Source organism: Streptomyces sp. NPDC028722 (assembly GCF_040637655.1).
GTDB lineage: Bacteria > Actinomycetota > Actinomycetes > Streptomycetales > Streptomycetaceae > Streptomyces.
On record NZ_JBEZWU010000004.1, the window covers coordinates 286,095 to 309,650 of the forward strand.

At 72.6% G+C, this 23,556-nt stretch carries 19 protein-coding genes; 9 read left to right on the forward strand and 10 right to left on the reverse strand.

The features are described from left to right. Nucleotides 1-120 precede the first annotated feature (120 nt). On the reverse strand, nucleotides 121-861 hold the full coding sequence (locus AB0F03_RS08930; protein ID WP_361987962.1) for an HAD family phosphatase: 741 nt from the start codon (nucleotides 859-861) through the stop codon (nucleotides 121-123). A 181-nt stretch (nucleotides 862-1,042) separates the two neighbouring features. After that, nucleotides 1,043-4,561 carry a methionine synthase gene (gene metH / locus AB0F03_RS08935; protein ID WP_361987964.1) on the reverse strand — a complete coding sequence of 1,173 codons (3,519 nt, stop codon included), beginning with the start codon at nucleotides 4,559-4,561 and terminating at the stop codon, nucleotides 1,043-1,045. A gap of 269 nt (nucleotides 4,562-4,830) precedes the next feature. Between metH and AB0F03_RS08940 the strand changes: the two genes are divergently transcribed. From AB0F03_RS08940 to AB0F03_RS08960, 5 genes are all read left to right on the forward strand, one after another. Next, entirely contained in the window at nucleotides 4,831-5,595 is a 765-nt protein-coding gene (locus AB0F03_RS08940) for an IclR family transcriptional regulator (protein ID WP_361987966.1), read from the forward strand. 352 nt (nucleotides 5,596-5,947) lie between these two features. Continuing rightward, on the forward strand, nucleotides 5,948-6,742 hold the full coding sequence (locus AB0F03_RS08945) for an MIP/aquaporin family protein (protein ID WP_361987967.1): 795 nt from the start codon (nucleotides 5,948-5,950) through the stop codon (nucleotides 6,740-6,742). A gap of 70 nt (nucleotides 6,743-6,812) precedes the next feature. Then, nucleotides 6,813-8,351, forward strand: a complete 1,539-nt coding sequence (gene glpK / locus AB0F03_RS08950) for a glycerol kinase GlpK (protein WP_361987969.1) — start codon at nucleotides 6,813-6,815, stop codon at nucleotides 8,349-8,351. A 48-nt stretch (nucleotides 8,352-8,399) separates the two neighbouring features. Further along, entirely contained in the window at nucleotides 8,400-10,016 is a 1,617-nt protein-coding gene (locus AB0F03_RS08955) for a glycerol-3-phosphate dehydrogenase/oxidase (protein ID WP_361987971.1), read from the forward strand. A 185-nt stretch (nucleotides 10,017-10,201) separates the two neighbouring features. After that, nucleotides 10,202-11,194 (forward strand): PAC2 family protein, encoded by a 993-nt coding sequence (locus AB0F03_RS08960; protein WP_361987973.1) that lies wholly within the window; start codon nucleotides 10,202-10,204, stop codon nucleotides 11,192-11,194. Nucleotides 11,195-11,602: 408 nt separating this feature from the next. Here the strand turns inward: AB0F03_RS08960 and mshC are convergent, their stop codons facing one another. The 4 genes from mshC to AB0F03_RS08980 all read right to left on the reverse strand — a co-directional run bounded on the left by mshC (nucleotide 11,603) and on the right by AB0F03_RS08980 (nucleotide 15,111). Next, nucleotides 11,603-12,832 carry a cysteine--1-D-myo-inosityl 2-amino-2-deoxy-alpha-D-glucopyranoside ligase gene (gene mshC / locus AB0F03_RS08965; protein WP_361987975.1) on the reverse strand — a complete coding sequence of 410 codons (1,230 nt, stop codon included), beginning with the start codon at nucleotides 12,830-12,832 and terminating at the stop codon, nucleotides 11,603-11,605. 108 nt (nucleotides 12,833-12,940) lie between these two features. Further along, nucleotides 12,941-13,765 carry an SCO1664 family protein gene (locus AB0F03_RS08970; protein WP_361987977.1) on the reverse strand — a complete coding sequence of 275 codons (825 nt, stop codon included), beginning with the start codon at nucleotides 13,763-13,765 and terminating at the stop codon, nucleotides 12,941-12,943. Then, complete coding sequence (locus tag AB0F03_RS08975; protein ID WP_361987979.1) at nucleotides 13,729-14,319, reverse strand: DUF3090 domain-containing protein; 591 nt, start codon at nucleotides 14,317-14,319, stop codon at nucleotides 13,729-13,731. Before AB0F03_RS08975 ends, AB0F03_RS08970 begins: the two co-directional genes overlap by 37 nt. A 105-nt stretch (nucleotides 14,320-14,424) precedes the next feature. Continuing rightward, nucleotides 14,425-15,111: a histidine phosphatase family protein gene (locus AB0F03_RS08980; RefSeq protein WP_361987981.1), complete on the reverse strand. Its 687-nt coding sequence runs from the start codon at nucleotides 15,109-15,111 to the stop codon at nucleotides 14,425-14,427. Between the two features lie 61 nt (nucleotides 15,112-15,172). Between AB0F03_RS08980 and corA the strand changes: the two genes are divergently transcribed. Beyond that, nucleotides 15,173-16,168, forward strand: a complete 996-nt coding sequence (gene corA / locus AB0F03_RS08985; RefSeq protein ID WP_361987983.1) for a magnesium/cobalt transporter CorA — start codon at nucleotides 15,173-15,175, stop codon at nucleotides 16,166-16,168. 155 nt (nucleotides 16,169-16,323) lie between these two features. On the opposite strand, the gene AB0F03_RS08990 is transcribed toward corA, so the two are convergent. After that, nucleotides 16,324-17,379, reverse strand: coding sequence for an LLM class F420-dependent oxidoreductase (locus AB0F03_RS08990; RefSeq protein WP_361987985.1), 1,056 nt, complete (start codon nucleotides 17,377-17,379; stop codon nucleotides 16,324-16,326). A 269-nt stretch (nucleotides 17,380-17,648) separates the two neighbouring features. Here AB0F03_RS08990 and AB0F03_RS08995 point away from each other — a divergent pair, with 269 nt between their 5' ends. Next, nucleotides 17,649-18,632 carry an aldo/keto reductase gene (locus AB0F03_RS08995; protein WP_361987987.1) on the forward strand — a complete coding sequence of 328 codons (984 nt, stop codon included), beginning with the start codon at nucleotides 17,649-17,651 and terminating at the stop codon, nucleotides 18,630-18,632. After that, on the forward strand, nucleotides 18,629-21,157 hold the full coding sequence (locus AB0F03_RS09000) for a helix-hairpin-helix domain-containing protein (RefSeq protein WP_361987989.1): 2,529 nt from the start codon (nucleotides 18,629-18,631) through the stop codon (nucleotides 21,155-21,157). Before AB0F03_RS08995 ends, AB0F03_RS09000 begins: the two co-directional genes overlap by 4 nt. A gap of 97 nt (nucleotides 21,158-21,254) precedes the next feature. Here AB0F03_RS09000 and AB0F03_RS09005 read toward each other — a convergent pair whose 3' ends face one another. Beyond that, the gene (locus tag AB0F03_RS09005; protein WP_361987991.1) at nucleotides 21,255-21,974 is read right to left on the reverse strand and encodes a hypothetical protein; all 720 of its coding nucleotides are present in this window, start codon (nucleotides 21,972-21,974) and stop codon (nucleotides 21,255-21,257) included. 47 nt (nucleotides 21,975-22,021) lie between these two features. Here AB0F03_RS09005 and AB0F03_RS09010 point away from each other — a divergent pair, with 47 nt between their 5' ends. Continuing rightward, a complete protein-coding gene (locus tag AB0F03_RS09010) occupies nucleotides 22,022-22,210 on the forward strand; it encodes a DUF5703 family protein (protein WP_014671721.1) in 189 nt (62 codons plus the stop codon). A 111-nt stretch (nucleotides 22,211-22,321) separates the two neighbouring features. Here the strand turns inward: AB0F03_RS09010 and AB0F03_RS09015 are convergent, their stop codons facing one another. Both AB0F03_RS09015 and chpH read right to left on the reverse strand, forming a co-directional pair. Continuing rightward, nucleotides 22,322-23,062: a chaplin gene (locus tag AB0F03_RS09015; RefSeq protein ID WP_361987993.1), complete on the reverse strand. Its 741-nt coding sequence runs from the start codon at nucleotides 23,060-23,062 to the stop codon at nucleotides 22,322-22,324. Nucleotides 23,063-23,223: 161 nt separating this feature from the next. Next, nucleotides 23,224-23,457, reverse strand: coding sequence for a chaplin ChpH (gene chpH / locus AB0F03_RS09020; RefSeq protein ID WP_361987995.1), 234 nt, complete (start codon nucleotides 23,455-23,457; stop codon nucleotides 23,224-23,226). Nucleotides 23,458-23,556: the final 99 nt, after the last annotated feature.

Consider the following 23,556-nt stretch of genomic DNA (forward strand, 5'->3'; position numbering starts at 1 on the left):
CGCAACTGTGTGACCGGTCAGCACGATTCGGCCGGACGGCTCACCGGGAATTCCCCTGGGGTGCACTTCCCCGGATATATGTCCAGCACGCCCAATGGACGCCGCACGCTGGGTGAACGGCTAGCGCATTTCCGTCATCAGTCCGTGCAGAAATGGCAGGTCGACCTCTTCCAGAGAGGAGACCACGGTCCGCCCCGCGGCCGGGCCGATGGGCGCCACGGAGGGCACGGCGATCACCCGGCAGCCCGCGGCCTCCGCGGCGGCGACCCCGGTCGCGGTGTCCTCGACCACGGCGCATCCGGCCGGGTGCGCGCCGAGCCCCGCGGCGGCGAGCAGGTACGGGTCCGGGAAGGGCTTGGTGCGGGAGACCTCGTCGCCCGCGACGGAGAGGGCGAAGTGGTGCGGGCCCAGCACGGACAGCACCCGGTCGATGATGCGCCGGTGGGAGGCCGAGACCAGGGCCGTGGGCACGCCGTGCCGGTGCAGCTCGCCGAGCAGACGGGCGGCGCCCGGCATCAGCGGCAGGGCCCGGTCGATGCGCTCCTCGAACCCGTCGTTGAGCAGCACCGCGAGGTCGGCGAGGGTGATGTCGGCGCCGGTCGCCTCGATGAGGAAACCGGCGCTGCGGGTCATGGGGCCGCCGACCACGACGTGCCGCCAGGAGTCGTCCAGGGTGTGGCCGAGGCGGGCGAAGACCTCCACCTCGACGTCCCACCAGAAGCCCTCGGTGTCCACCAGGGTGCCGTCCATGTCGAGAAGCACCGCCTGGAGGGCGGAGCCCTCGGGCGGCGCGGTCGTGCCCGCTGCGGTGCCGGCGGGAGCGGGGGGAAGGGTTCCGGGCGCGGGGACCGTGCTGGTCATCCGGGCGCACCTCCTTGAGGGACGGTCAGGCCGGTTCCCGTGCGGGGAACCGGCCTGCGGTGGACCGACCAGTGTACGACTCCGTGGAGCGGAACGCCTCGTTCACCACTCGCGGCCCCGGGGCACCCCGCCGGACACCCCCTGAACGGCCCAGGGGCGCCCGGGGTGCCCGCAGCGGGGGTCACCTGGCGTTGAAGTACTTCGCCTCCGGGTGGTGGATCACGATCGCGTCGGTGGACTGCTCGGGGTGGAGCTGGAACTCCTCCGACAGGTGCACGCCGATCCGCTCCGGCTGGAGGAGGTCGGCGATCTTGGCCCGGTCCTCCAGGTTGGGGCAGGCGCCGTAGCCGAGGGAGAATCGGGCGCCGCGGTACCCGAGGGCGAACATGTCCTCGATGGCGGCCGGGTCCTCGCCGGCGAAGCCGAGTTCGGAACGGACGCGGGCGTGCCAGTACTCGGCGAGGGCCTCGGCCAACTGCACGGACAGGCCGTGCAGTTCTAGGTAGTCACGGTAGGCGTTGGCCTCGAAGAGCCGGGCCGTCTCCTCGCCGATGCGCGAGCCGACGGTGACGACCTGGAGGCCGACCACGTCCGTCTCCCCCGACTCCTCCGGGCGGAAGAAGTCGGCCAGGCACAGGCGCCGGCCGCGGCGCTGGCGCGGGAAGGTGAACCGGGTGCGCTCGTTGCCCTGCTCGTCCAGGATGATCAGGTCGTCGTCCTTGGAGACGCACGGGAAGTAGCCGTAGACCACGGCCGCCTCCAGCAGGTTGTCCGTCTGGAGCCGGTCGAGCAGGCCGCGCAGACGCGGGCGGCCCTCGGTCTCCACCAGTTCCTCGTACGTCGGCCCCTCACCGGTGCGGGCCTGCTTCAGCCCCCACTGGCCCTTGAACAGGGCGCCCTCGTCCAGCCAGCTCGCGTACTCCTTGAGCTGGATGCCCTTGACAACCCGGGTGTCCCAGAACGGCGGGACCGGCACGGGGTTGTCGGTGGCGACGTCGGAGCGTACGTGGCCCTCCTCCGGGCGCTCCTCGGTCTCCTCGACGACGGCCGCGGCCCGCACCCGGCGCTGCTTCAGCTCGGGCAGCTTCGCGCCGGGCACGCCCCGCTTGACGCCGATCAGCGCGTCCATCAGGCGCAGGCCCTCGAACGCGTCACGGGCGTAGCGGACCTCGCCCTCGTAGACCTCGTGCAGGTCCTGCTCGACGTAGGCCCTGGTCAGGGCGGCGCCGCCGAGGATGACCGGGAAGCGGGCGGCGAGACCGCGCTGGTTCAGCTCCTCCAGGTTCTCCTTCATGATCACCGTGGACTTGACCAGCAGCCCCGACATGCCGATGACGTCCGCCCGGTGCTCCTCGGCCGCCTCCAGAATCGCGGAGACGGGCTGCTTGATGCCCAGGTTGACGACGTTGTAGCCGTTGTTGGAGAGGATGATGTCGACCAGGTTCTTGCCGATGTCGTGCACGTCGCCGCGCACGGTCGCGAGGACGATGGTGCCCTTGCCGTCGGCGTCCGACTTCTCCATGTGCGGTTCGAGGTGGGCGACGGCCGCCTTCATGACCTCGGCGGACTGGAGGACGAACGGCAGCTGCATCTGGCCGGAACCGAACAGCTCGCCGACGACCTTCATGCCGTTCAGCAGGGTGTCGTTGACGATGTCGAGCGCGGGCCGGTCCCGGAGGGCCTCGTCGAGGTCCGCCTCCAGGCCGTTGCGCTCGCCGTCGATGATGCGGCGCTCCAGGCGCTCCTCCAGCGGCAGCGCGGCCAGTTCCTCGGCGCGGCCGGCCTTCAGGGACTTCGCGGTGGCGCCCTCGAAGAGCTGCATGAGCTTCTGGAGGGGGTCGTAGCCCTCGGCGCGGCGGTCGTGGATGAGGTCGAGGGCCGTGCGGACCTCTTCCTCGCTGAAGCGGGCGATCGGCAGGATCTTGCTCGCGTGCACGATCGCCGAGTCGAGTCCGGCCTTGACGCACTCGTCCAGGAAGACGGAGTTCAGCAGGATGCGGGCGGCCGGGTTGAGGCCGAAGGAGATGTTCGACAGACCCAGCGTGGTCTGCACGGCCGGGTGGCGCCTCTTCAGTTCGCGGATCGCCTCGATGGTGGCGACGCCGTCCTTGCGGGACTCCTCCTGACCGGTGCAGATGGTGAAGGTCAGGGTGTCGATGAGGATGTCCTCCTCGTGGATGCCCCAGTTCCCGGTGAGGTCCGCGATCAGCCGTTCGGCGATCTCGACCTTCTTCTCGGGGGTGCGGGCCTGGCCCTCCTCGTCGATGGTGAGCGCGATCAGGGCGGCGCCGTGCTCCCGCGCCAGCCGCGTGACCTTCACGAACCGCGAGTCGGGGCCGTCGCCGTCCTCGTAGTTCACGGAGTTGATCACCGCGCGCCCGCCGAGCTTCTCCAGGCCCGCCCTGATGACCTCGACCTCGGTGGAGTCCAGGACGATCGGCAGGGTGGAGGCGGTGGCGAAGCGGCCGGCCAGTTCCTCCATGTCGGCGACGCCGTCACGGCCGACGTAGTCCACGCACAGGTCGAGCATGTGCGCGCCCTCGCGGATCTGCTCGCGGGCGATCTCCACACAGTCGTCCCAGCGGGCCTCCAGCATGGCGTCGCGGAACTTCCTGGAGCCGTTGGCGTTGGTGCGCTCGCCGATGGCCAGGTAGGCGGTGTCCTGGCGGAACGGCACCGACTGGTAGAGGGAGGCGGCGCCCGGCTCGGGGCGGGGGTCGCGCTCGGCCGGGGCGAGGGCGCGGACGCGCTCCACGACCTGGCGCAGGTGCTCGGGGGTGGTGCCGCAGCAGCCGCCGACGAGGGACAGGCCGTAGTCCTGTACGAAGTTCTCCTGGGCGTCCGCCAGGCCCTCGGGGCCGAGCGGGAAGTGGGCGCCGTCCTTGGTGAGGATGGGCAGGCCCGCGTTGGGCATGCACAGCAGCGGGATGCGGGAGTGCCGGGTGAGGTAGCGCAGGTGCTCGCTCATCTCGGCCGGACCGGTCGAGCAGTTCAGGCCGATCATGTCGATGCCGAGCGGCTCCAGCGCGGTGAGCGCCGCGCCGATCTCGGAGCCCAGCAGCATGGTGCCGGTGGTCTCGAAGGCCATCGAGACGAGCAGCGGGACCTCGACGCCGAGCCGCTCCATGGCGTTGCGCGCGCCGAGGACGGAGGCCTTGGTCTGGAGGAGGTCCTGGGTGGTCTCGACGATCAGGGCGTCGGCGCCGCCCGCGAGCAGGCCCTCGGCGTTCGCCTGGAAGCCGTCCCGGATGGTGGTGAAGGCGATGTGGCCGAGGGTGGGCAGCTTGGTGCCGGGGCCGATGGAGCCGAGGACCCAGCGCCGGCGGCCGTCCCCGGCGGCGTACCCGTCGGCGACCTCACGGGCGATGCGGGCGCCGGCCTCGGACAGCTCGTACACGCGGTCGGGGATGTCGTACTCCGCCATGGCCGCGTGGTTGGCGCCGAAGGTGTTGGTCTCGACGCAGTCGACGCCCACGGAGAAGTACGCCTCGTGGACGGAGCGGACGATGTCGGGGCGGGTGATGTTGAGGATCTCGTTGCAGCCCTCGAGGTTCTCGAAGTCCTCGAGGGTGGGGTCCTGGGCCTGGAGCATGGTGCCCATGGCTCCGTCGGCCACCACCACACGGGTGGCGAGTGCCTCGCGGAGCTCGGACACCCGGGTCCGGCTGTCGGCGGAAGGGGACGTGGGCAACGAGGCCATGAAGGGGCTCCCTGGGCTGCGACGGCTGTCGGCTATGCGGTTTCCCCGGCAGGCAGGGTTGCCGCACGGCGCCACAGTAGCCGGGAGTGGGCTTGGATGGGCACCTGCGTCCACGGAACGGACGCCTCCGGCCCGGGCCGGAGGCTGTGTAACAGGTGTCGTCCGACCATTGGCGGGAGATCGGCAAGGACCGGTAGTGTTCGGCATTGCCGAACGGCGGATTGGGCATGGTGCCTACGGCAGTCGAAGGGGACGGAGGCAGGACGGCGATGGCACGGAACATCCAGTCGCTCGAACGGGCGGCCGCGATGCTGCGGCTGCTCGCGGGCGGCGAGCGGCGGCTCGGCCTCTCGGACATCGCCTCGTCGCTGGGCCTCGCCAAGGGCACCGCACACGGCATCCTGCGCACCCTCCAGCACGAGGGCTTCGTGGAGCAGGACGACGCCTCGGGGCGCTACCAGCTGGGCGCGGAGCTGCTGCGCCTCGGCACCACCTACCTGGACGTGCACGAACTGCGGGCCCGGGCCCTGGTGTGGGCCGACGACCTGGCCCGTTCCAGCGGCGAGAGCGTCTATCTGGGCGTCCTGCACCAGCAGGGCGTCCTGATCGTGCACCACGTCTTCCGGCCCGACGACAGCCGGCAGGTGCTGGAGATCGGCGCCATGCAGCCGCTGCACTCCACGGCACTGGGCAAGGTCCTGTCGGCGTACGACCCGGTGGCGCACAGTGAGGCGCTGGAGGCCGACCGGAAGGCGTTCACGGACCGCACGGTGTGCGACGCGGGCGATTTCGAGCACCTCCTGGACGTCACGCGCGCGCGTGGGTACGCGGCCGACGTGGAGGAGACCTGGGAGGGCGTGGCCTCGCTCGCCGCCCCCATCCACGACCGGCGCCGCATGCCCGTGGGCGCGGTCGGCGTCACCGGGGCCGTGGAACGGCTGTGCCGGGAGGGCGAGCTGCACCCCGAGCTGATCGCCGCGGTGCGGGACTGTGCCCGCGCGGTCTCCCGCGATCTGGGCGCCGGACGGTTCTGAGCAGGCACTGAGGCACGGAACGACCGGAACGTCAGGCGACGTTCCGGCTACCGACCTACCCTGAAATGGACAAACGGGATCAGAATGTATGCCCACACCCGTCCTGCGCCCGAAGGCCGATAAGCCGTAGCGATCAATAACGATCCTGTTTTCGATAACAGAACTCTTGACGCACGCGTAACGCCGAAGCAAGACTCCCGTCCATCGGTCGGCATTGTCGAACACCTACCGGCAATACGCGCTAGAGTGTGACAACGCCAGAGGCCGGCCAGCTCTCACCCCCTGAGGGCGCCAGACCCCCGGCGGGAACCGGGGTCCGGCTACCCCTGGACGAAGGACAAAGGAGTCGCGGGTGTCCAGCTCCGACATCTTCATCGGCGAGACCATCGGTACCGCCATACTCATCCTGCTCGGCGGCGGCGTCTGCGCCGCCGTCACGCTGAAGGCCTCCAAGGCCCGTAACGCCGGTTGGCTCGCCATCGCCTTCGGGTGGGGCTTCGCCGTCATGACGGCCGTGTACATCTCCGGACCGCTGTCCGGCGCCCACCTCAACCCGGCCGTCACCGTCGCCCTGGCCATCAAGGACAGCGACTGGAGCAACGTCCCGACCTACTTCGGCGGCCAGCTGCTCGGTGCCGTGATCGGCGCGGCCCTGGTGTGGGTCGCCTACTACGGACAGTTCCAGGCGCACCTGACCGACAAGGAGATCGTCGGCGGTCCGGGCGCGCAGGCCACCTCGGCCAAGGCCGTGGAAGCCCAGGAGAAGGGCGCCGGCCCGGTCCTCGGCGTCTTCTCCACCGGTCCGGAGATCCGCAACGTGGTGCAGAACCTCGCCACGGAGATCATCGGCACCATCGTGCTGATCCTCGCGGTCCTCACCCAGGGCCTGAACGACAAGGGCAACGGTCTCGGCGTCCTCGGCGGACTGATCACCGCGCTCGTGGTCGTGTCGATCGGTCTCTCCCTGGGCGGCCCGACGGGCTACGCCATCAACCCGGCCCGTGACCTGGGCCCGCGCATCGTGCACGCCCTCCTGCCGCTGCCCAACAAGGGCGGTTCCGACTGGAGCTACGCCTGGATCCCGGTGGTCGGCCCGCTGATCGGCGCCGCGATCGCCGCAGGCATCTACAACGTCGCGTTCGCCTAGGAAGCCCCCGAGACTTCGCGTACGCGCCGTACGTACAGCCCCACCACCACGGACCTTTCAGGAGCACACAGTGACCGACGCCCACACCGCAGGCCCGTTCATCGCCGCCATCGACCAGGGCACGACCTCCTCGCGCTGCATCGTCTTCGACCGGGACGGCCGCATCGTCTCCGTCGACCAGAAGGAGCACGAGCAGATCTTCCCCAAGCCGGGCTGGGTCGAGCACGACGCCAACGAGATCTGGACCAACGTCCAGGAGGTCGTCGCCGGAGCCGTCGAGAAGGCCGGCATCACCCGCGACGACATCAAGGCCATCGGCATCACCAACCAGCGCGAGACCACCGTGCTGTGGGACAAGAACACCGGTGAGCCCGTCCACAACGCCATCGTCTGGCAGGACACCCGCACCGACGCCCTCTGCCGCGAGCTGGGCCGCAACGTCGGCCAGGACCGCTTCCGCCGCGAGACCGGGCTGCCGCTCGCGTCCTACTTCGCCGGGCCCAAGGCCCGCTGGCTGCTCGACCACGTCGACGGCCTGAAGGAGCGCGCCGAGGCGGGCGACATCCTCTTCGGCACCATGGACAGCTGGGTCATCTGGAACCTGACCGGCGGTGTCGACGGCGGCCGGCACGTCACCGACGTCACCAACGCCTCGCGCACCATGCTGATGAACCTGCACACGATGCAGTGGGACGAGAAGATCGCCGAGTCGATCGGCGTGCCCCTCCAGATCCTGCCCGAGATCCGCTCCTCCGCCGAGGTCTACGGCGAGGTCACCGGAGGCCGCCTCGGCGAGCTGCTCGGCGGCATCCCGGTCGCCTCCGCGCTCGGTGACCAGCAGGCGGCCCTGTTCGGCCAGACCTGTTTCTCCGAGGGCGAGACCAAGTCGACCTACGGCACCGGCACCTTCATGGTGATGAACACCGGCTCCAAGATCATCAACTCCTACGCCGGTCTGCTGACCACCGTCGGCTACAAGATCGGCGAGCAGCCGACGGTGTACGCCCTGGAGGGCTCCATCGCCGTCACCGGCTCGCTGGTGCAGTGGATGCGCGACCAGATGGGCCTGATCTCCACCGCCGCCGAGATCGAGACGCTCGCGCTCTCGGTCGAGGACAACGGCGGCGCCTACTTCGTGCCGGCCTTCTCCGGCCTGTTCGCCCCGCACTGGCGCTCCGACGCCCGCGGTGTGATCGCCGGCCTGACCCGGTACGTGACCAAGGCGCACCTCGCGCGCGCCGTCCTCGAGGCGACCGCCTGGCAGACGCGGGAGATCGCCGACGCCATGGTCAAGGACTCCGGCGACGAGCTGGTGACCCTGAAGGTCGACGGCGGCATGACCGCCAACAACCTGCTGATGCAGAACCTCGCCGACGTCCTGGACGCCCCCGTGGTGCGCCCGATGGTCGCCGAGACCACCTGCCTCGGCGCCGCCTACGCCGCCGGCCTCGCCGTCGGCTTCTGGTCCAGCACCGACGAACTGCGCGCCAACTGGCGCCGGGCCGCCGAATGGACCCCCCGCATGGACGCGGAGACCCGCGACCGTGAGTACAAGAACTGGCTCAAGGCCGTAGAGCGGACCATGGGCTGGCTCGAAGACGAGGACTGAGCGGTTCCCCCCGGCTCAGTCAGCTCTGACGAGGAGTAAGTACCCGACATGACCAGTCAGTCCACCCTGAAGTCCGTGCCTGCCCTGGGGACGCACCCGGCCTCCGGCTCCAACCCGAGCCGCGCCGAGACCAGGGAGCAGCTCGCCAAGGCGTCGTACGACCTTCTTGTGATCGGCGGCGGCATCCTGGGCATCTCCACCGCCTGGCACGCCGCGCAGTCCGGACTCAGGGTGGCGCTGGTCGACGCCGGCGATTTCGCCGGCGCCACCTCCTCCGCCTCCTCCAAGCTGCTCCACGGCGGTCTGCGCTACCTCCAGACCGGCGCGGTGAAGCTGGTGGCGGAGAACCACTTCGAGCGCCGTGCGGTCTCCCGCCAGGTGGCCCCCCACCTGGCGAACCCGCTCACCTTCTACCTCCCCGTGTACAAGGGCGGGCCGCACGGCGCGGCGAAGCTCGGCGCGGGCGTCTTCGCCTACTCCGCGCTCTCCGCGTTCGGCGACGGCGTCGGCCACCTGCTCTCGCCCGCCAGGGCGGCGCAGGACGTGCCCGAGCTGCGCACCGAGAACCTCAAGGCCGTGGCCGTGTACGGCGACGACCAGATGAACGACGCCCGCATGGCGCTGATGACGGTCCGCGCGGCCGTCGAGGCCGGCGCGGTCGTCCTGAACCACGCCGAGGTCACCGGGCTGCGCTTCACCCGGGGCCGGGTCACCGGCGCCGAGCTCAAGGACCGGACCTCCGGTGACGAGTTCGGGGTCAACGCCCGCCTGGTGCTGAACGCGACCGGCCCCTGGGTCGACCACCTGCGCAAGCTGGAGGACCCGAACGCGGCCCCGTCCATCCGCCTGTCGAAGGGCGCGCACCTGGTGCTGAAGCGCACCTCCCCGTGGAAGGCCGCGCTCGCGACCCCGATCGACAAGTACCGCATCACCTTCGCCCTCCCCTGGGAGGACATGCTGCTGCTCGGCACCACCGACGAGGAGTACGAGGGCGACCCGGCGGACGTGTCCGTCACCGAGAAGGACATAGCCCAGATCCTGGACGAGGCCGCCTTCTCCGTCCGGGACCAGCAGCTCCGGCGTGACCTCATCACCTACTCGTTCGCCGGTCTGCGGGTGCTGCCGGGCGGCCCCGGCGACACCGCCAAGGCCAAGCGCGAGACCGTGGTGACCGAGGGCCGGGGCGGCATGCTGTCCGTCGCGGGCGGCAAGTGGACGACGTTCCGCCACATCGGCCGCACGATCATGAAGAAGCTGGAGGCGCTGCCGGGGCACCCCCTCGGTGACGACTTCGAGCCGATCTCCTCGCTGCCGAAGAAGCTGCCGCTGCCCGGTGTCGCCAACCCGCGCGCGGTCGCCCACCGCCTGCTGGTGGACAACCCGGCACCCGGCCCCCGCATGGCCGCCGACACCGCCCGGCACCTGGCCACCCACTACGGCTCCCTGGCCTTCGACATCGCCCGCCTGGCGAACGAGAGCCCGGAGCTGGCCGAGCGCGTCCACCCCGACGCCCCGGAGATCTGGGCGCAGGTCGTCTGGGCCCGCGACCACGAGTGGGCCGAGACGCAGGACGACGTGCTGCGCCGCCGGACCACGCTGACCATCCGCGGCCTGGCCACGGACGACGTCCGCGCGAAGGTCCAGGACCTGCTCGACCGGAAGTAGACCCGCACGCGCAAGGGCGGCCCCACGTCGGTGGGACCGCCCTTCCGCGTGCTGACCGGGGTGTTCCCGGTCGGGGAACGGGGCAGTGATCCGTTCACTCCCCCGTGCGAGGGGGCTGCGGGCGCCCCCGCCGGACGCCGTAAGGTTGGTGAGTCAAGCGAGGGCACGTCGGAAGGAGGCACTGGGTGATCGAGCTGGAGGGGGTTCCCGAGCTGATCGACCCAGTCATGGTGGCCGCGTTCGAGGGCTGGAACGATGCCGGCGACGCCGCCTCCACGGCGGTCGCGCATCTCGAACGCGAGTGGAAGGGCGAAGTGTTCGCGGCGCTGGACGCCGAGGACTACTACGACTTCCAGGTCAACCGCCCCACGGTGTTCATGGACGGCGGTGTGCGAAAGATCACGTGGCCGACGACCAGGCTGTCGGTGGTCCGCGTCGGCGGCGACAAGCCGCGGGACCTGGTGCTGGTGCGCGGGATCGAACCGTCGATGCGCTGGCGCTCTTTCTGCAACGAACTGCTGGGGTTCGCGCACGAGCTGGGCGTGGAACTGGTGGTCATCCTGGGCGCCCTGCTCGGGGACACCCCGCACACGCGGCCGGTGCCGGTCAGCGGGGTCACTTCCGACCCGGACCTGGCCCAGCGGATGGACCTGGAGGAGACCAAGTACGAGGGCCCGACGGGCATCGTCGGCGTCCTCCAGGAGGCGTGCACGCACGCCGGTGTCCCGGCCGTCTCGCTGTGGGCGGCCGTACCGCACTACGTCTCCCAGCCGCCGAACCCCAAGGCCACGCTGGCACTCCTCAACCGTCTGGAGGACCTGCTCGACGTACGGCTCCCGCTGGGTGAGCTGCCCGAGGACGCGCGGGCCTGGCAGGTGGGCGTGGACCAGCTGGCCGCCGAGGACAGCGAGGTCGCCGAGTACGTCCAGTCGCTGGAGGAGGCCCGGGACACCGCGGAGCTGCCGGAGGCGTCGGGCGAGGCCATCGCCCGCGAGTTCGAGCGGTACCTGCGGCGCCGGGACGTCGGCCCGCCGGGCGGGCACGCCACCGCGGAGGGCGGGGAGGGCGGCTCGTTCCTGCGGGACAACCCGGGCGGCCGGACCCGCCCGGCGAAGCCGTCCAGGCCGGACGCGGCCGAGGGCGACGACCAGGACAAGGGCGACGGCGCCGAGGACTGAGCGGACACACGGAGAGGGGCGGTGCGCGTCGCGCGCACCGCCCCTCTGCGCCGTACCGCGACCGCCTGCCCTCCGGGGCCGGTCGCGCGGACCGGTGCCGCGCCTCAGCCGCCTCAGCCGCGCGAGCGCGTCACGGCCGGCCGCACGGACCCCGTCCCGGCCGCTCCGCCGACCGGCGCAACCGCTCCTCCAGAGCCGGCACGGCCGGTCACGTGGCGCACGCGGACCGGGTTACGACCAGTTACGACCAGTCCCGCCGAGCCGGCACGGCCGGTCGCACGGACCCGCGCGGACCGGTCACGGCCGGTCGCACGGACCCGGCGCGGACGGTCGCGCCGGCCCGGCACGGACGGTCGCGCTGGTACCTGCGGTCGCTCGCGTGGGTGTGAGCGGCCGTAGGGGGCCTTTCTAGAGCGCCACGCCCAGCAGGGCGTCGACGGCTCGGGAGGTCAGGCCGGGGGCGCCGGTGTCGGTGCCGCCGTCCCGCTCCTGCCGGGCCGCCCAGCGGTCCACCGCGGCGAGCGCGGCCGGTGCGTCCAGGTCGTCGGCCAGTGCCTCGCGGATCTCCTCCACGAGCGCGTCGGCGGACGGGCCGTCGGGCCGGGACACGGCCGCGCGCCACCGGCCGAGACGGGCCACGGCGTCCTGGAGGACCTGGTCGGTCCACTCCCAGTCGGCACGGTAGTGGTGGGCCAGCAGCGCGAGCCGGATCGCCGCCGGGTCGACGCCGTCGCGGCGCAGCCGGGAGACGAAGACCAGGTTCCCCTTGGACTTGGACATCTTCTCGCCGTCCAGGGCGACCATGCCGGCGTGCACGTACGCCCGGGCCATCGGGAACTCGCCGGTGAGCACCTGGGCGTGCGAGGCGCCCATCTCGTGGTGCGGGAAGGCCAGGTCGGAGCCGCCGCCCTGGACGTCGAAGCCCATGCCGAGGTGGTCGAGGGCGATGGCCACGCACTCGATGTGCCAGCCTGGCCGGCCCCGCCCGAGGGTGCGGCCGTCCCAGCTGGGCTCGCCGGGCCGGGCCGCCGACCACAGCATCGGGTCCAGCGGGTTCTTCTTGCCCGGACGGTCCGGGTCGCCGCCGCGCTCGGCGGACAGCAGCCGCATGGCGGCGGCGTCCAGGTTCGAGACCGTGCCGAAGTGCGGGTCGGACTCGACGGAGAAGTAGACGTCACCGTCGAGCTCGTAGGCCGCGCCGAGGTCGCGCAGCCGCTCCACCAGCGGCACGATGCCGGGTATCGCCTCGACGGCGCCTATGTAGTGCCGCGGCGGGAGCATCCGCAGGGCGGTCATGTCCTCGCGGAAGAGGGCGGTCTCCTTCTCGGCGAGGGCGACCCAGTCGACGCCGTCCCGCTCCGCGCGCTCCAGCAGCGGATCGTCGACGTCGGTGACGTTCTGGACGTAGTGGACCTGCCGCTTGGTGTCGAGCCACACGCGCTGGACGAGGTCGAACGCGTTGTAGGTCGCCGCGTGACCCATGTGGGTCGCGTCGTACGGGGTGATGCCGCAGACATAGATTCGGGCGACAGGACCGGGGTCGAGGGTGACCGGACCGCCGGTCGCGGTGTCGTGGATCCTCAGGTCGCGGCCCTGACCAGGCAGGGCGGGGACCTCGGAAGCGGGCCAGGCATGCATGGACATGAGCCTAACCGGCGTCGAGCTGCGCGTACGAACGGGATCTGGCCGGACGGCCGGTTCTGCGCCCTTGCATCTCGGCACCGAATATGCTGACGGGCGCGGCGCTCACACCGGCGGCCAGGGGATCGCCGGCCACTCCCCGTTCGGCTCCGGGTGCAGACCCGAGGCGAGCAGCGCGTCGACACGCGCGCGCGTGGCGTCGGTCTCGGCCTCCGTGACCAGCCCGCTCAGCCGCTCGCCCAGCGGCCCGTCCAGGGCGTCCCGCAGCCTCTTGAGGACGTCGACGGCCTCCGCGGTCAGGGGTTCCCCGGCCCAGCCCCACAGCAGCGTGCGCAGCTTGTTCTCGACGTTGAAGGTGACGCCGTGGTCGATGCCGTAGAGCCGTCCGTCGGCGGTGGGCAGCAGATGGCCGCCCTTGCGGTCGGCGTTGTTGATCACCGCGTCGAGGACGGCGAGCCGGCGCAGCCGCTCGTCGTCGGCGTGCACCAGCAGCGCGGTGCGTCCCTCACCGACCTCGGCGAACCCGATCGCCTTCCAGCCCGGCTCGGGTTCCTCGCCGTCGACCAGGGCGAGCAGCTCCGCCTCGGGGCTCACGTCGATCCACAGCTGGCACATGCCCTCGCCGTACGGCCCGTCGCGCAGCACGGTCGGCGGCACGAGCCCCCAGCCGGTGGCCTCGGAGATCTCGTAGGCGGCCACCTCACGGCCCGCGAGGTGGCCGTCGGGGAAGTCCCACAGGGGCCGCTCCCCCGCCACCGGCTTGTACACGCAGGAGGCCTCCCGGCCGTCCAGGGCGACCGTGCAGAACAGCGCCGCGTTGGACGCCTCGCGGATGCGCCCGCGCACGGTCAGCTCACCGCGCGCGAGCAGCTCGGCGGGGTTCGGGTCCGCCGTCACGCTCCGCGGCGGTATCCGTTCTGGCGCGGACATACGTGTCCTTCCGGATCGAGCGGGAGGCTGCACAGCGGGCACGGCGGCCGTCCGGCGTTGACGATGTCGAGGGCGCGCTTGGCGAAGGCCCGGGCCTGCGCCCCGGTCAGCCGGACCCGCAGCATCGGGGGCCCGTTCTCCTCGTCCTGGAGCAGCCGCTCCTCGGCCTCGGCGAGGTCCTCCTCGGTGTCGGCGTCCAGCTCGACCAGCGCCTGCGCCTCGACGATCATGCGCTGGTCCTCGCCGTCCCAGGCCAGCGCCATGGTGCCGACGCGGAACTCCTCCTCGACGGGGCTCTCCAGCGGGGCGGTGTCGCTGTTCTCCGAGGGCGCCACGGCGGGCACGGCGGCGCTGCCGCCACTACGCCGTACGACCTCGTCGAGCAGTTCGTCCATGCGCTCGGCGAGCGCGGCGACCTGGGTCTTCTCCAGGACCACGCTGGTCACCCGGGGGCCTGCGGTGGCCTGGAGGAAGAACGTACGGCGCCCGGGCAGTCCGACCGTGCCGGCCACGAAGCGGTCCGGCTGGTCGTAGAGGAACACCTGACGGGACACGTCCTGTCTCCATTGATTCGAGAGGTGCGGTGCGGGTCATTCTGATTCACGGCTGTTCGCGGATGCGCGGCCGTGCGGACCGCTTCACCCTACTGCGGCCGACGATCACGGTGCGCCCGCACCGCCCCCGACCGGTGCGTCGCCCTCGCCGTGTTCCTCGCGCGGGAGGAGCGAAGCGAAATCCCCGGTGTCGCCGAGGCGGACGAGGAACGGCCGCAGGCGGGTGTAGCGGATCACCGTGACGGAACACGGCTCCACGGAAATGCGCTGGAAGAGGTCGAGATGGAGCCCGAGGGCGTCGGCGACGAGCGACTTGATGATGTCGCCGTGGGAGCACATGAGGTAGACGGCGTCGGCGCCGTGATCGCGCTCCACGCGCGCGTTCCACTCGCGTACGGCCTCGGCGGCGCGGGTCTGCATGGACCGCATCGACTCACCGCCGGGGAAGGCGGCGGCGGACGGGTGGGCCTGGACGACCTCCATCAGCGGCTCGTCCGTCAGCTCGGCGAGCTTGCGGCCGGTCCAGTCCCCGTAGTGGCACTCACCGATCCGTTCGTCGGTATGGGCGCGCAGCCCCGGGCGGGCCTCCAGCAGCGGCCGCACGGTCTCCTGGCAGCGCTGGAGCGGGCTGACGACCACTTCGCGCAGCGGCAGGCCGGCGAGCCGGCCGGGCAGCGCGGCGGCCTGCGCGGTGCCGCGCTCGTCCAGGGCGACGCCGGGCGTCCAGCCGGCGAGGAGGCCCGAGGTGTTTGCGGTGGAACGTCCGTGCCTTACGAGGATCAGCGTGGGCATGCGGACCAGGGTAGGCGCATCACGTGATGTGCCGATGATCGGCCGAGGGAGAATACGCCGCGTGATCGTGGACTGCGCCGTCTACCGGCAGGGGCACCGTACCGAGGGCCCGGAGGACCTGTCCGACGCGCTCGCCGAGGCGAGGGCGGCGGGCGGCTTCGTGTGGATCGGGCTGCACGAACCGTCCGCGCGGGAGTTCGACCTGGTCACCAGGGAGTTCGGACTGCATCCGCTGGCCGTGGAGGACGCCCTCAAGGCCCACCAGCGGCCCAAGCTGGAGGTGTACGACGACTCGCTGTTCCTGGTGCTGAAACCGGTCGTGTACGAGCCCAGCAGCGACACCGTCTCGGCCGGCGAGGTGATGATCTTCATCGGTGACTGCTTCGTGGTGACCGTACGGCACGGCGAGGGCGCCCCGCTGGCCGCCGTGCGGCACCGGCTGGAGGAGGAGCCCGAGCTGCTCGACAAGGGCCCCACCTCCGTGCTGTACGCGATCGCGGACGCCACCGTCGACCACTATCTGGAAGTGGCGACGGAGCTGCAGACCGACCTGGACGAGCTGGAGGCGGAGGTGTTCCGGCCGGACATCGGGGGGTCGCGCAACACCGCGTCCCGGATCTACACCTTCAAACGGCAGGTCCTGGAGTTCCGGCGGGCCACCGGGCCGCTGACGCTGCCGCTCTCCCGCCTGGCCGGCAACGGCCCGACCGGCGGCGGGGTGCCGTTCGTGCACGACAAGGCGCGGCCCTTCTTCCGGGACGTGAGCGACCACCTCTCGCGCGTGAACGAGTCGGTGGAGGCCCTGGACCGGCTGGTGTCGGACATCCTGTCGGCTCATCTGGCGCAGATGAGCGTGCGGCAGAACGACGACATGCGGAAGATCTCCGCGTGGGCGGCGATGGCCGCGGTCCCGACGATGATCGCGGGCATCTACGGCATGAACTTCGACCACATGCCGGAGCTGCACTGGGTGTGGTCGTACCCCGTGGTGATCGTGGTGATGGCGGTCCTGGAGATGGTGCTGTACCGCCTGTTCAAGCGGCGCGGCTGGCTGTGAGGCCGGGCGGGAGCGATGCCGGACGGGTGTGCGGACCGGATCGGCCGGAAGAAGGACCACGGGAGTCGTAACCACGCGGCGCCGGACGCGTTGTTCCGGATGACGGCCGTGGCGGGGAAGACCCCCGAGCCCCCACCACGGCCGCTGAACTCCTCCTACGCGAGCCCGGCCCGCTCCAGGGCCTCGCTGCCGGCCCGCAGGGACGCGAGCCGCTCGTCCAGCGTGAAGCCGGCCGGGGCCAGGCTGAGGGTGGTGACCCCGGCGGCGGCGTAGGCCTTCATCCGGTCGGCGATGCGGTCGACGGAACCGAGCAGCGTGGTGCTGTCGACGAGGTCCTGCGGGACCGCGGCGGCGGCGCCCTGCTTGTCCCCGGACAGGTACTTCCGCTGGATCTCGGCCGCCTCCTTCTCGTACCCCATGCGCTGGGCGAGCTGGTTGTAGAAGTTCTGCTTCGCGCTGCCCATGCCGCCGACGTACAGCGCGGTGTACGGGCGGAAGGTGTCGGCGAGCCGGGACACGTCCTTGTCGTCGCCGAGGGCGATCGGCAGGGTCGGGCACACGTCGAACCCGTCGAGAGTGAGGCCGGCCTTCTCCCGGCCCGCGCGCAGGTGGGTGACCGTGGTCTCCTCCAGGTGCTCGGCGTTGGGGAAGATCAGCAGCGCGCCGTCGGCGATCTCACCGGTCTGCTCCAGGTTCTTCGGGCCGATCGCGGCGATGTACAGCGGGATGTGCTCGCGCTGCGGGTGCACGGTCAGCTTGATCGGCTTGCCCGGACCGCCGGGCAGCGGCAGCGTCCAGTGCTCGCCCTCGTACGTCAGCCGCTCCCGGGTCATCGCCCGGCGGACGATCTCCACGTACTCGCGGGTACGGGCCAGCGGCTTGTCGAACTTGACGCCGTACCAGCCCTCGGAGACCTGGGGGCCGGAGACCCCGAGGCCGAGCCGGAAACGGCCGCCGGACAGCGAGTCCAGCGTGGCCGCCGTCATCGCCGTCATCGCGGGCTGGCGGGCCGGGATCTGGAAGATGGCCGAGCCGACGTCGATGCGCTCGGTCTGCGCGGCGACCCAGCTGAGCACCGTCGCCGCGTCGGAGCCGTACGCCTCGGCGGCCCAGCACACGGAGTAGCCCAGCCGGTCGGCCTCCTGCGCCACGGCCAGATTGTCGCCGTCCATTCCGGCACCCCAGTAGCCGAGGTTGATCCCGAGCTGCATGCGCGATTCCCCTTACCGATGAGTAACGTCCCTGTGCGCAGACCTTAGCGCGGGGCCGGGCGCCGGGGGCAGGGCGTGGCCGGGGACAGGCGGGGTGGATCGCGCGGTGCGCGGTGCGGGCGGGGCGCCGGCGGCGGAACGGCGGAAGCGTCGCGCGGCGGGGGCCACCGGAGCCCGCGCGCCGGGCGCGACCAGGGCGTTCGCGCGGGGCCGGGCACGTTGTCCACAGGCAACCCACGGCAGCGGGTGCGGCCAGTAATCTCGCGGACATGGAGCAGAGGCATCTCGGCCGGACCGGCCTTCGCGTGTCCCGGATCGGACTCGGCACCCTCACCTGGGGCCGGGGCACCGACGAGCACGACGCCGCGGACATGCTGAAGGCGTTCTGGGAGGCCGGCGGCACCCTCGTCGACACGGCGGATGTCTACGGCGACGGGGAGGCGGAGTACCTGCTCGGGCAGCTCATGGAGGGACTGGTGGCCCGCCGCGACCTGGTCATCTCCACGAAGGCGGGCAGCGTCCCCGATCCCGACCGCCGTTTCGACGGCTCCCGCGGCCATCTGCTCGCCGCGCTCGACGCCTCCCTGGCCCGCCTGGGCACGGAGTACGTCGACGTGTGGCACGTCCACGCCTACGACCCCGACACCCCGCTGGAGGAGACCCTCCAGGCCCTCGACCTCGCGGTGAGCAGCGGCCGCGCCCGGTACGCGGGCGTGTCCAACTTCTGCGGCTGGCAGCTGGCCAAGGCGGCCACCTGGCAGCTCGCGGCGCCCGGCACGCGCACCCGGCTGGCCAGCACGCAGATGGAGTACTCGCTGCTCCAGCGGGGCGTGGAGCGCGAGGTGCTGCCCGCCGCGCTCGACCTCGGTGTCGGTCTGCTGCCGTCCTCCCCGCTCGGCCGGGGCGTGCTGACCGGCAAGTACCGGCACAGCACCCCCCAGGACTCGCGCGGTGCCTCCGAGCATCTGGCGCCGTTCGTCGAGCCGTACCTGGACGACACGGCGACCCGCATCGTGGACGCGGTGACGACGGCCGCGGACGGGCTCGCCGTCAGCCCGCTCCAGGTGGCCCTCGCCTGGATCCGGGACCGGCCCGGGGTGGCCGCGCCGATCGTCGGCGCGCGCAACGGGCAGCAGCTCGCGGCGGTGTTGTCAGTGGAGGCCCTTAGTCTTCCTGACGAGATCTGCCGGGCGCTGGACGATGTGTCGGCGCCCGTGCACCGCTATCCCGATCACGACTGGAGCACGCTGTGAGCACGGAGCCGGAGACCACGGAGAACGCCGGGCCGGGGACACCGGACACGGGGGCCGCCCCGGCCGGGAGCACGGGCGCCCCCGAGCACCGGGCCACCACGGAGGACCGGGACGGCACCGGGCACACCGAAGACGCCGGGGGCACGGAGGGTCAGGCGGGCGCGGGCGGCGTAGAGGGTGCCGGGGGCCCGGAGGGTCAGGCGGGCGCGGGTGGCTCGCAGGACGCCGGGGGCGCGGAGGCGCAGGGCAGCAGGGGCGGCGCGGAGGACACCGGGGGCGCGGAAGACGCCGGTTCCGGGGGTGGGGTGGGGACGGGGGCTTCTGGTTCCGCCGCTGGTTCCGAGGAGCGTACGGGGGCCGCGACGGGGGACGACGCCTCGGGCTCACCCGGCTCCCCGGGCGGGCGGGAAGCCTCTGCCGAGGGCGGCGCCCAAGCATCTGTGCCGGCCGACGGCGGCGGCGAGGCCGCGGCGGAGGCCGGTCCATCGGGCGGCGTGGGTGCCGAGGGGGGCGGCGTCGCGGGCGGGGTCTCCGAGGCGGAGGCCGAGTTGGCCGCGCAGCGGATCGAGCGGGAGCGGATCGAGCGGCGCAAGGCCGAGAAGGGGGGCCCGGTCGCCGCCGGGGCCAAGCTCAGCGGCAAGGCGGCCGACCTGCTCGCGGCGGTACGGGCCGTGGAGAGCGGTGAGAAGCCGGTGGCCGCGGTGTTCGCCGAGCCCGCGCCGGCACCGCGCCGCCCCGCACCGGAGCCCGTGCGCAGGCCCCAGCCGGCCCCGGCCGTGGCCGCGCCCGGCGCCCCCGCTCCGGAGGCCGTGGAGGCCGTGCGCCGGGTGCTGACCGAGGGCGGCGCGCCCGACGGCCTGGCCGCGCAGGTAGCCGCGGCCCTCGGCGAGGACGCCGGCACCACGCTCCGGGAGGACCCCTGGCAGCTGCTCCGGGTCGGCGGCGTCCGGCCGGAGCAGGCCGACGGGTTCGCGCGGGCACTGCTCGGCGCCGACTGCGGCCCCGACGACGAACGGCGCGGCCGCGCGCTGACCGTCTGGCTGCTGGAACAGGCGGCCCTGGCCGGGCACACCGCCCTGGAACTGCCCGCACTCACCGCGGCACTGGCCCGGCAGGCGGTACCGGACGCGGACGCGGCGGTGCAGAGCGCGCTCGCCGAGGGCGAGGCCCTGGTGTTCCAGGACGCCCTGGAGGAGACCGGCGCCCCCGAACCCCGGGACGGCGACGAGGAGCAGGAGCGGCCGGTCCGGGTCCTGGCCGGCCTGGAGCGCTACGCCATGGCCGAGGAGAGCCTCGCCGACGGCCTGGCCCGGCTGGTCAACTCCCTGTCGCCGGAGCCCGGTCAGGCCTGGGAGACGGCCGCCTCCGGGGTGTCCGGCGGTGCGGCCGAGCTGGCCCGCGCGGTCGCCGGGCACGGCCTGGTGCTGCACACCGGCGGGGAGGCGGCCCGCGCCGAACCGGCCGCGCTGCTCGGTGCCGCCCGCGCCGCGGGCCTGCGGGCCTTCGCCGTCTGCCACACGCCCGACGGCCGCCGGCGCCTGGCCGCGCTGCTGGGCGGCGACCCGGCGGAGCAGGGGGTGGGCACGGTCGCCGGTCTGCTGTCCGGCGCCGAGGGGCCGGGCCGGGACGCGGAGGGCGCCCTCGAACTCGACCTGCTGATCGTGCTGGACGCTCCCCAGCTCGACGTGGAGGCCGCCGCGATGCTGGTGGAGTCGCTGCCCGACGGGGCCCGGCTGGTGCTGAGCGGCGACCCGGCGGTGCTGTGGTCGGCCGGTCCGGGCCGGGTCTTCGCGGACCTGCTCGCGGCCCGCGTCTGCCCGCAGACCGTGTCCCGCGTGCCGGACCCGGGTCCGCTCGGGGAGCTGGTCTCCGGCATCGGCGTCGGCGAGCTGACCCAGGTCGCCGCCCCGGGCAAGGAGGTCGTGATCGTGCCGGTGCGGGACGCCGGCGAGGCCGTGCACCGGACCGTGCAGCTGGTCGCGGACTCGGTGCCGCGGGCGATCGGCGTGCCGGCCGACCAGACCGTGGTGATCACCCCGGGCCACGGAGGCGCCGCGGGCACCCGTGCCCTCAACTCCGCGCTGAAGGAACGGCTCAATCCCGGCCCCGGCCGGTTCGGCGGCTTCGACCCCGGTGACCGGGTCGCCTACTCCCCCGCGCCGGGCCGCACGGTGCCGGGCGTGGTGGTGAAGGCCGACGCCGACGGGCTGCACCTGTCGTGCGCGGGCGCCCCTGTCGTCGTACCCCGGGAGCGGGTGGAGAGCGGTGTGCGGCACGGCTGGGCGCTGACCGCGCACCAGGCGGTGGGCGCGCGCTGGCCGGCGGCGGTCGTGGTGCTGCCCGGCGACGCGGCGCAGGCTCTCAGCAGACCGTGGGTGTACACGGCGTTCGGGCGGGCGGACCGGCATCTGTCCGTGGTGCACGGCATGGACCAGGCGCTGCCGAAGGCGGTCGCGGAGATCCCCGCCACACCGCGCACGACCCGCCTGCCGGCCCTGCTGCGGGCACAGACCCCGACGCCCTGACCCCTCGCCCGGGTCCGCAGCGCGGGCGGTCAGCCCGCGGCGGCGGGAACCGGCGGCGCCGTAGGGGGTCCAGCCCTCCACGGCGCCGCCACGCCGCTCACTTCTCGGCGTCGCGCGGCTCCGGCTCGTCGCCGTCGCTGTCCTCGCCCTCGTGGTCCTCGGGGTCCTCCTCGACGAAGTCGATGTCGTCGTCCTCGATGTCGGAGGCCTCGTCGTCGAACACCGCGCTCACGTCGAAGCGGCACACCACCTGCTGCGGGTCGAAGTGCTCGAACGGCGCCTCCAGCCACTCCCCGGCCTCGGGTGGTTCCTCCGCCGCGGTGACCCACAGCGTGGAGTCGCCCTCCTCCAGGCCGAACTCCTTGTGCCGGGAGGCGATCTCGTCCGGTTCGAACTCGCCGAAGAGGATGCCCAGCGCTCCGGGGACGGAGCGGGCGGCCTCGTCGTCGTCCACGCCGTCGTCGTACTCCGCCGCCTCGATCCGCTGGGCCTGGGCGAGCAGCCGCTGCGGTTCCGCCACGGTGTAGTCGCGGCGGATCAGCACACTGATCGCGTTCGGTTCGTCGGGTCCGGCGTACGGCGGCAGGGCGTCCTCCGCGCCGGGGATCTCGAAGGGCGTGACCTCGTCGTAGCGGTCGTAGAGCAGCTCGTCGTACACCTCGGCGGCAGCGGCCAGCTGGTTGAACGCCTCGGAGACGGCCGGGTCGTCCTCCCCCGACCGGCCTTCGACCGCAGCCAGATGGCGGTCGAGCGCGGTCTTGACCGCCTCGGCGGCGGCGCGTACCTCGGCAGCGGTGGGCTGCGCAGCATCAGACATAGTGCAGACGCTATCCGTACCGGGCACCAGCCCGCACAATAGATGCGATGCCGGAATACGAATTTGTCGACGTGTACGTGCCTCGCGGGGTCTCCCGCAAGGAGGCGACACGTCTGCTGACCGACCATGCCGAGTACGGACACTGGGAGTTGGACCGACTGAGCCTGCTGCGCGACGGCAGCCGCAGGGTGCGGTTGCGCCGGCGGATCATCCGCCAGGTGCGTGCCACGTGGTGACGCGGGACAACTGAACGGAGCGGGCCCCGCCGGCATGGCAGGGCCCGCTCCGTTTTCCGGGCGATCACCGCCCTGCCGGGGGCCGTACCGCCTCGGTACCGGGTGTGTCCGTTACGCCGCGGACCGCGCCTTGCGGTAGAGCAGCGCGCCCGCGAGCAGCGCGCCCCCGGCGGCCGGCAGCGCGACGCCGAGCGGCATGCCGTTGCCGGTGTGGGCGAGCTGGGCGGTGGTCAGGGGCCGGTCGGCGCGGTCCGTCCACCGCGCCTGGTGCCGCGGGGTCTGCCGGTGGGCGGAGTGACCGGAATCACCAGGGTGACCAGGTCGGCCCGGGTGACCGGGCTGGGACGGGTGACCGGGCTGGGACGGCTTCCCGGGTGGGTTGCCGTGTCCGCCGCCCGGCGGCTGCGCGGAGTGCCCGCCGCCGTTGCCGCAGTCGTCGCCCACGGTGGCGTTGCCGGCCCCGATGACGTCGACGCTGTTGCCGCACACGTTCACCGGGACGTCGACCGGCACCTGCACGGTGTTGCCGGAGCCGACGCCCGGCGAGCCGGCGCTCCCGCCACCCGCGTGCGAGCCGCCGGAGCCGCCGTGGTGCCCCGCCGAGGCGCCGCCGTGCTGGGCGCAGGCGTTGCCCGCCGACGGGTTGAGGAGCCCGATGACGTTCACCGTGTTGCCGCAGACGTTCACCGGGACGTGCACCGGCACCTGCACCGTGTTGCCGGACAGTACGCCGGGTGAGCCGACGGCGGCGCCGGTGGCGGCCGAGTCGGCGTGTGCGTAGCCGCTCGCGGCGGCGATCACGCCGGTCGCGGCGGCCATGGTCATCAGGCCTTTGCGCGTGCTCTGTCGCATGCTGAATTCCCCCTGCCTTCGATGCTGTGAAGGACCGGCCCCGTCGAGGACGGACGGCCGGCCGCGGAGACGGTCGGCCCCGGAGCGCATGGCGCGCGCTCCGGGGCCGACCGCTCAGGAAAGAGGCCCCCTCGGGAGGGAAGTCCCGCGGGGAGCCCGCCTCACTTGTTGAGGCAGGCGTTGCCGAAGGCGGGGTTCAGGAGCCCGATCACGTTGATCGTGTTGCCGCACACGTTCACCGGGACGTGCACGGGCACCTGGATGACGTTGCCCGAGACCACGCCCGGGGAGCCCACGGCGGCACCCTGGGCACCGGCGTCGGCGACGGCGAGGCCCGCGCCCGCGAGGAGCAGCCCACCGGTGGCAGCCGCGGCGGCGACGACCTTCTTGATCATTATTCCTCCTAGTTGGCAGTGCGCCCCCAAGGTGCGGGGGCGCATCAGCTGTAACGAGGAGGGACTGATGAAGCTACGAACCTATCGTCGCATTCACCC

Coding starts and splice junctions, on each gene's coding strand:
- AB0F03_RS08930 (WP_361987962.1), bottom strand. CDS start 861: ATGACCAGCACGGTCCCCGCGCCCGGAACCCTTCCCCCCGCTCCCGCC.
- metH (WP_361987964.1), bottom strand. CDS start 4,561: ATGGCCTCGTTGCCCACGTCCCCTTCCGCCGACAGCCGGACCCGGGTG.
- AB0F03_RS08940 (WP_361987966.1), top strand. CDS start 4,831: ATGGCACGGAACATCCAGTCGCTCGAACGGGCGGCCGCGATGCTGCGG.
- AB0F03_RS08955 (WP_361987971.1), top strand. CDS start 8,400: ATGACCAGTCAGTCCACCCTGAAGTCCGTGCCTGCCCTGGGGACGCAC.
- mshC (WP_361987975.1), bottom strand. CDS start 12,832: ATGCATGCCTGGCCCGCTTCCGAGGTCCCCGCCCTGCCTGGTCAGGGC.
- AB0F03_RS08970 (WP_361987977.1), bottom strand. CDS start 13,765: ATGTCCGCGCCAGAACGGATACCGCCGCGGAGCGTGACGGCGGACCCG.
- AB0F03_RS08980 (WP_361987981.1), bottom strand. CDS start 15,111: ATGCCCACGCTGATCCTCGTAAGGCACGGACGTTCCACCGCAAACACC.
- AB0F03_RS08990 (WP_361987985.1), bottom strand. CDS start 17,379: ATGCAGCTCGGGATCAACCTCGGCTACTGGGGTGCCGGAATGGACGGC.
- AB0F03_RS08995 (WP_361987987.1), top strand. CDS start 17,649: ATGGAGCAGAGGCATCTCGGCCGGACCGGCCTTCGCGTGTCCCGGATC.
- AB0F03_RS09005 (WP_361987991.1), bottom strand. CDS start 21,974: ATGTCTGATGCTGCGCAGCCCACCGCTGCCGAGGTACGCGCCGCCGCC.
- AB0F03_RS09010 (WP_014671721.1), top strand. CDS start 22,022: ATGCCGGAATACGAATTTGTCGACGTGTACGTGCCTCGCGGGGTCTCC.
- AB0F03_RS09015 (WP_361987993.1), bottom strand. CDS start 23,062: ATGCGACAGAGCACGCGCAAAGGCCTGATGACCATGGCCGCCGCGACC.
- chpH (WP_361987995.1), bottom strand. CDS start 23,457: ATGATCAAGAAGGTCGTCGCCGCCGCGGCTGCCACCGGTGGGCTGCTC.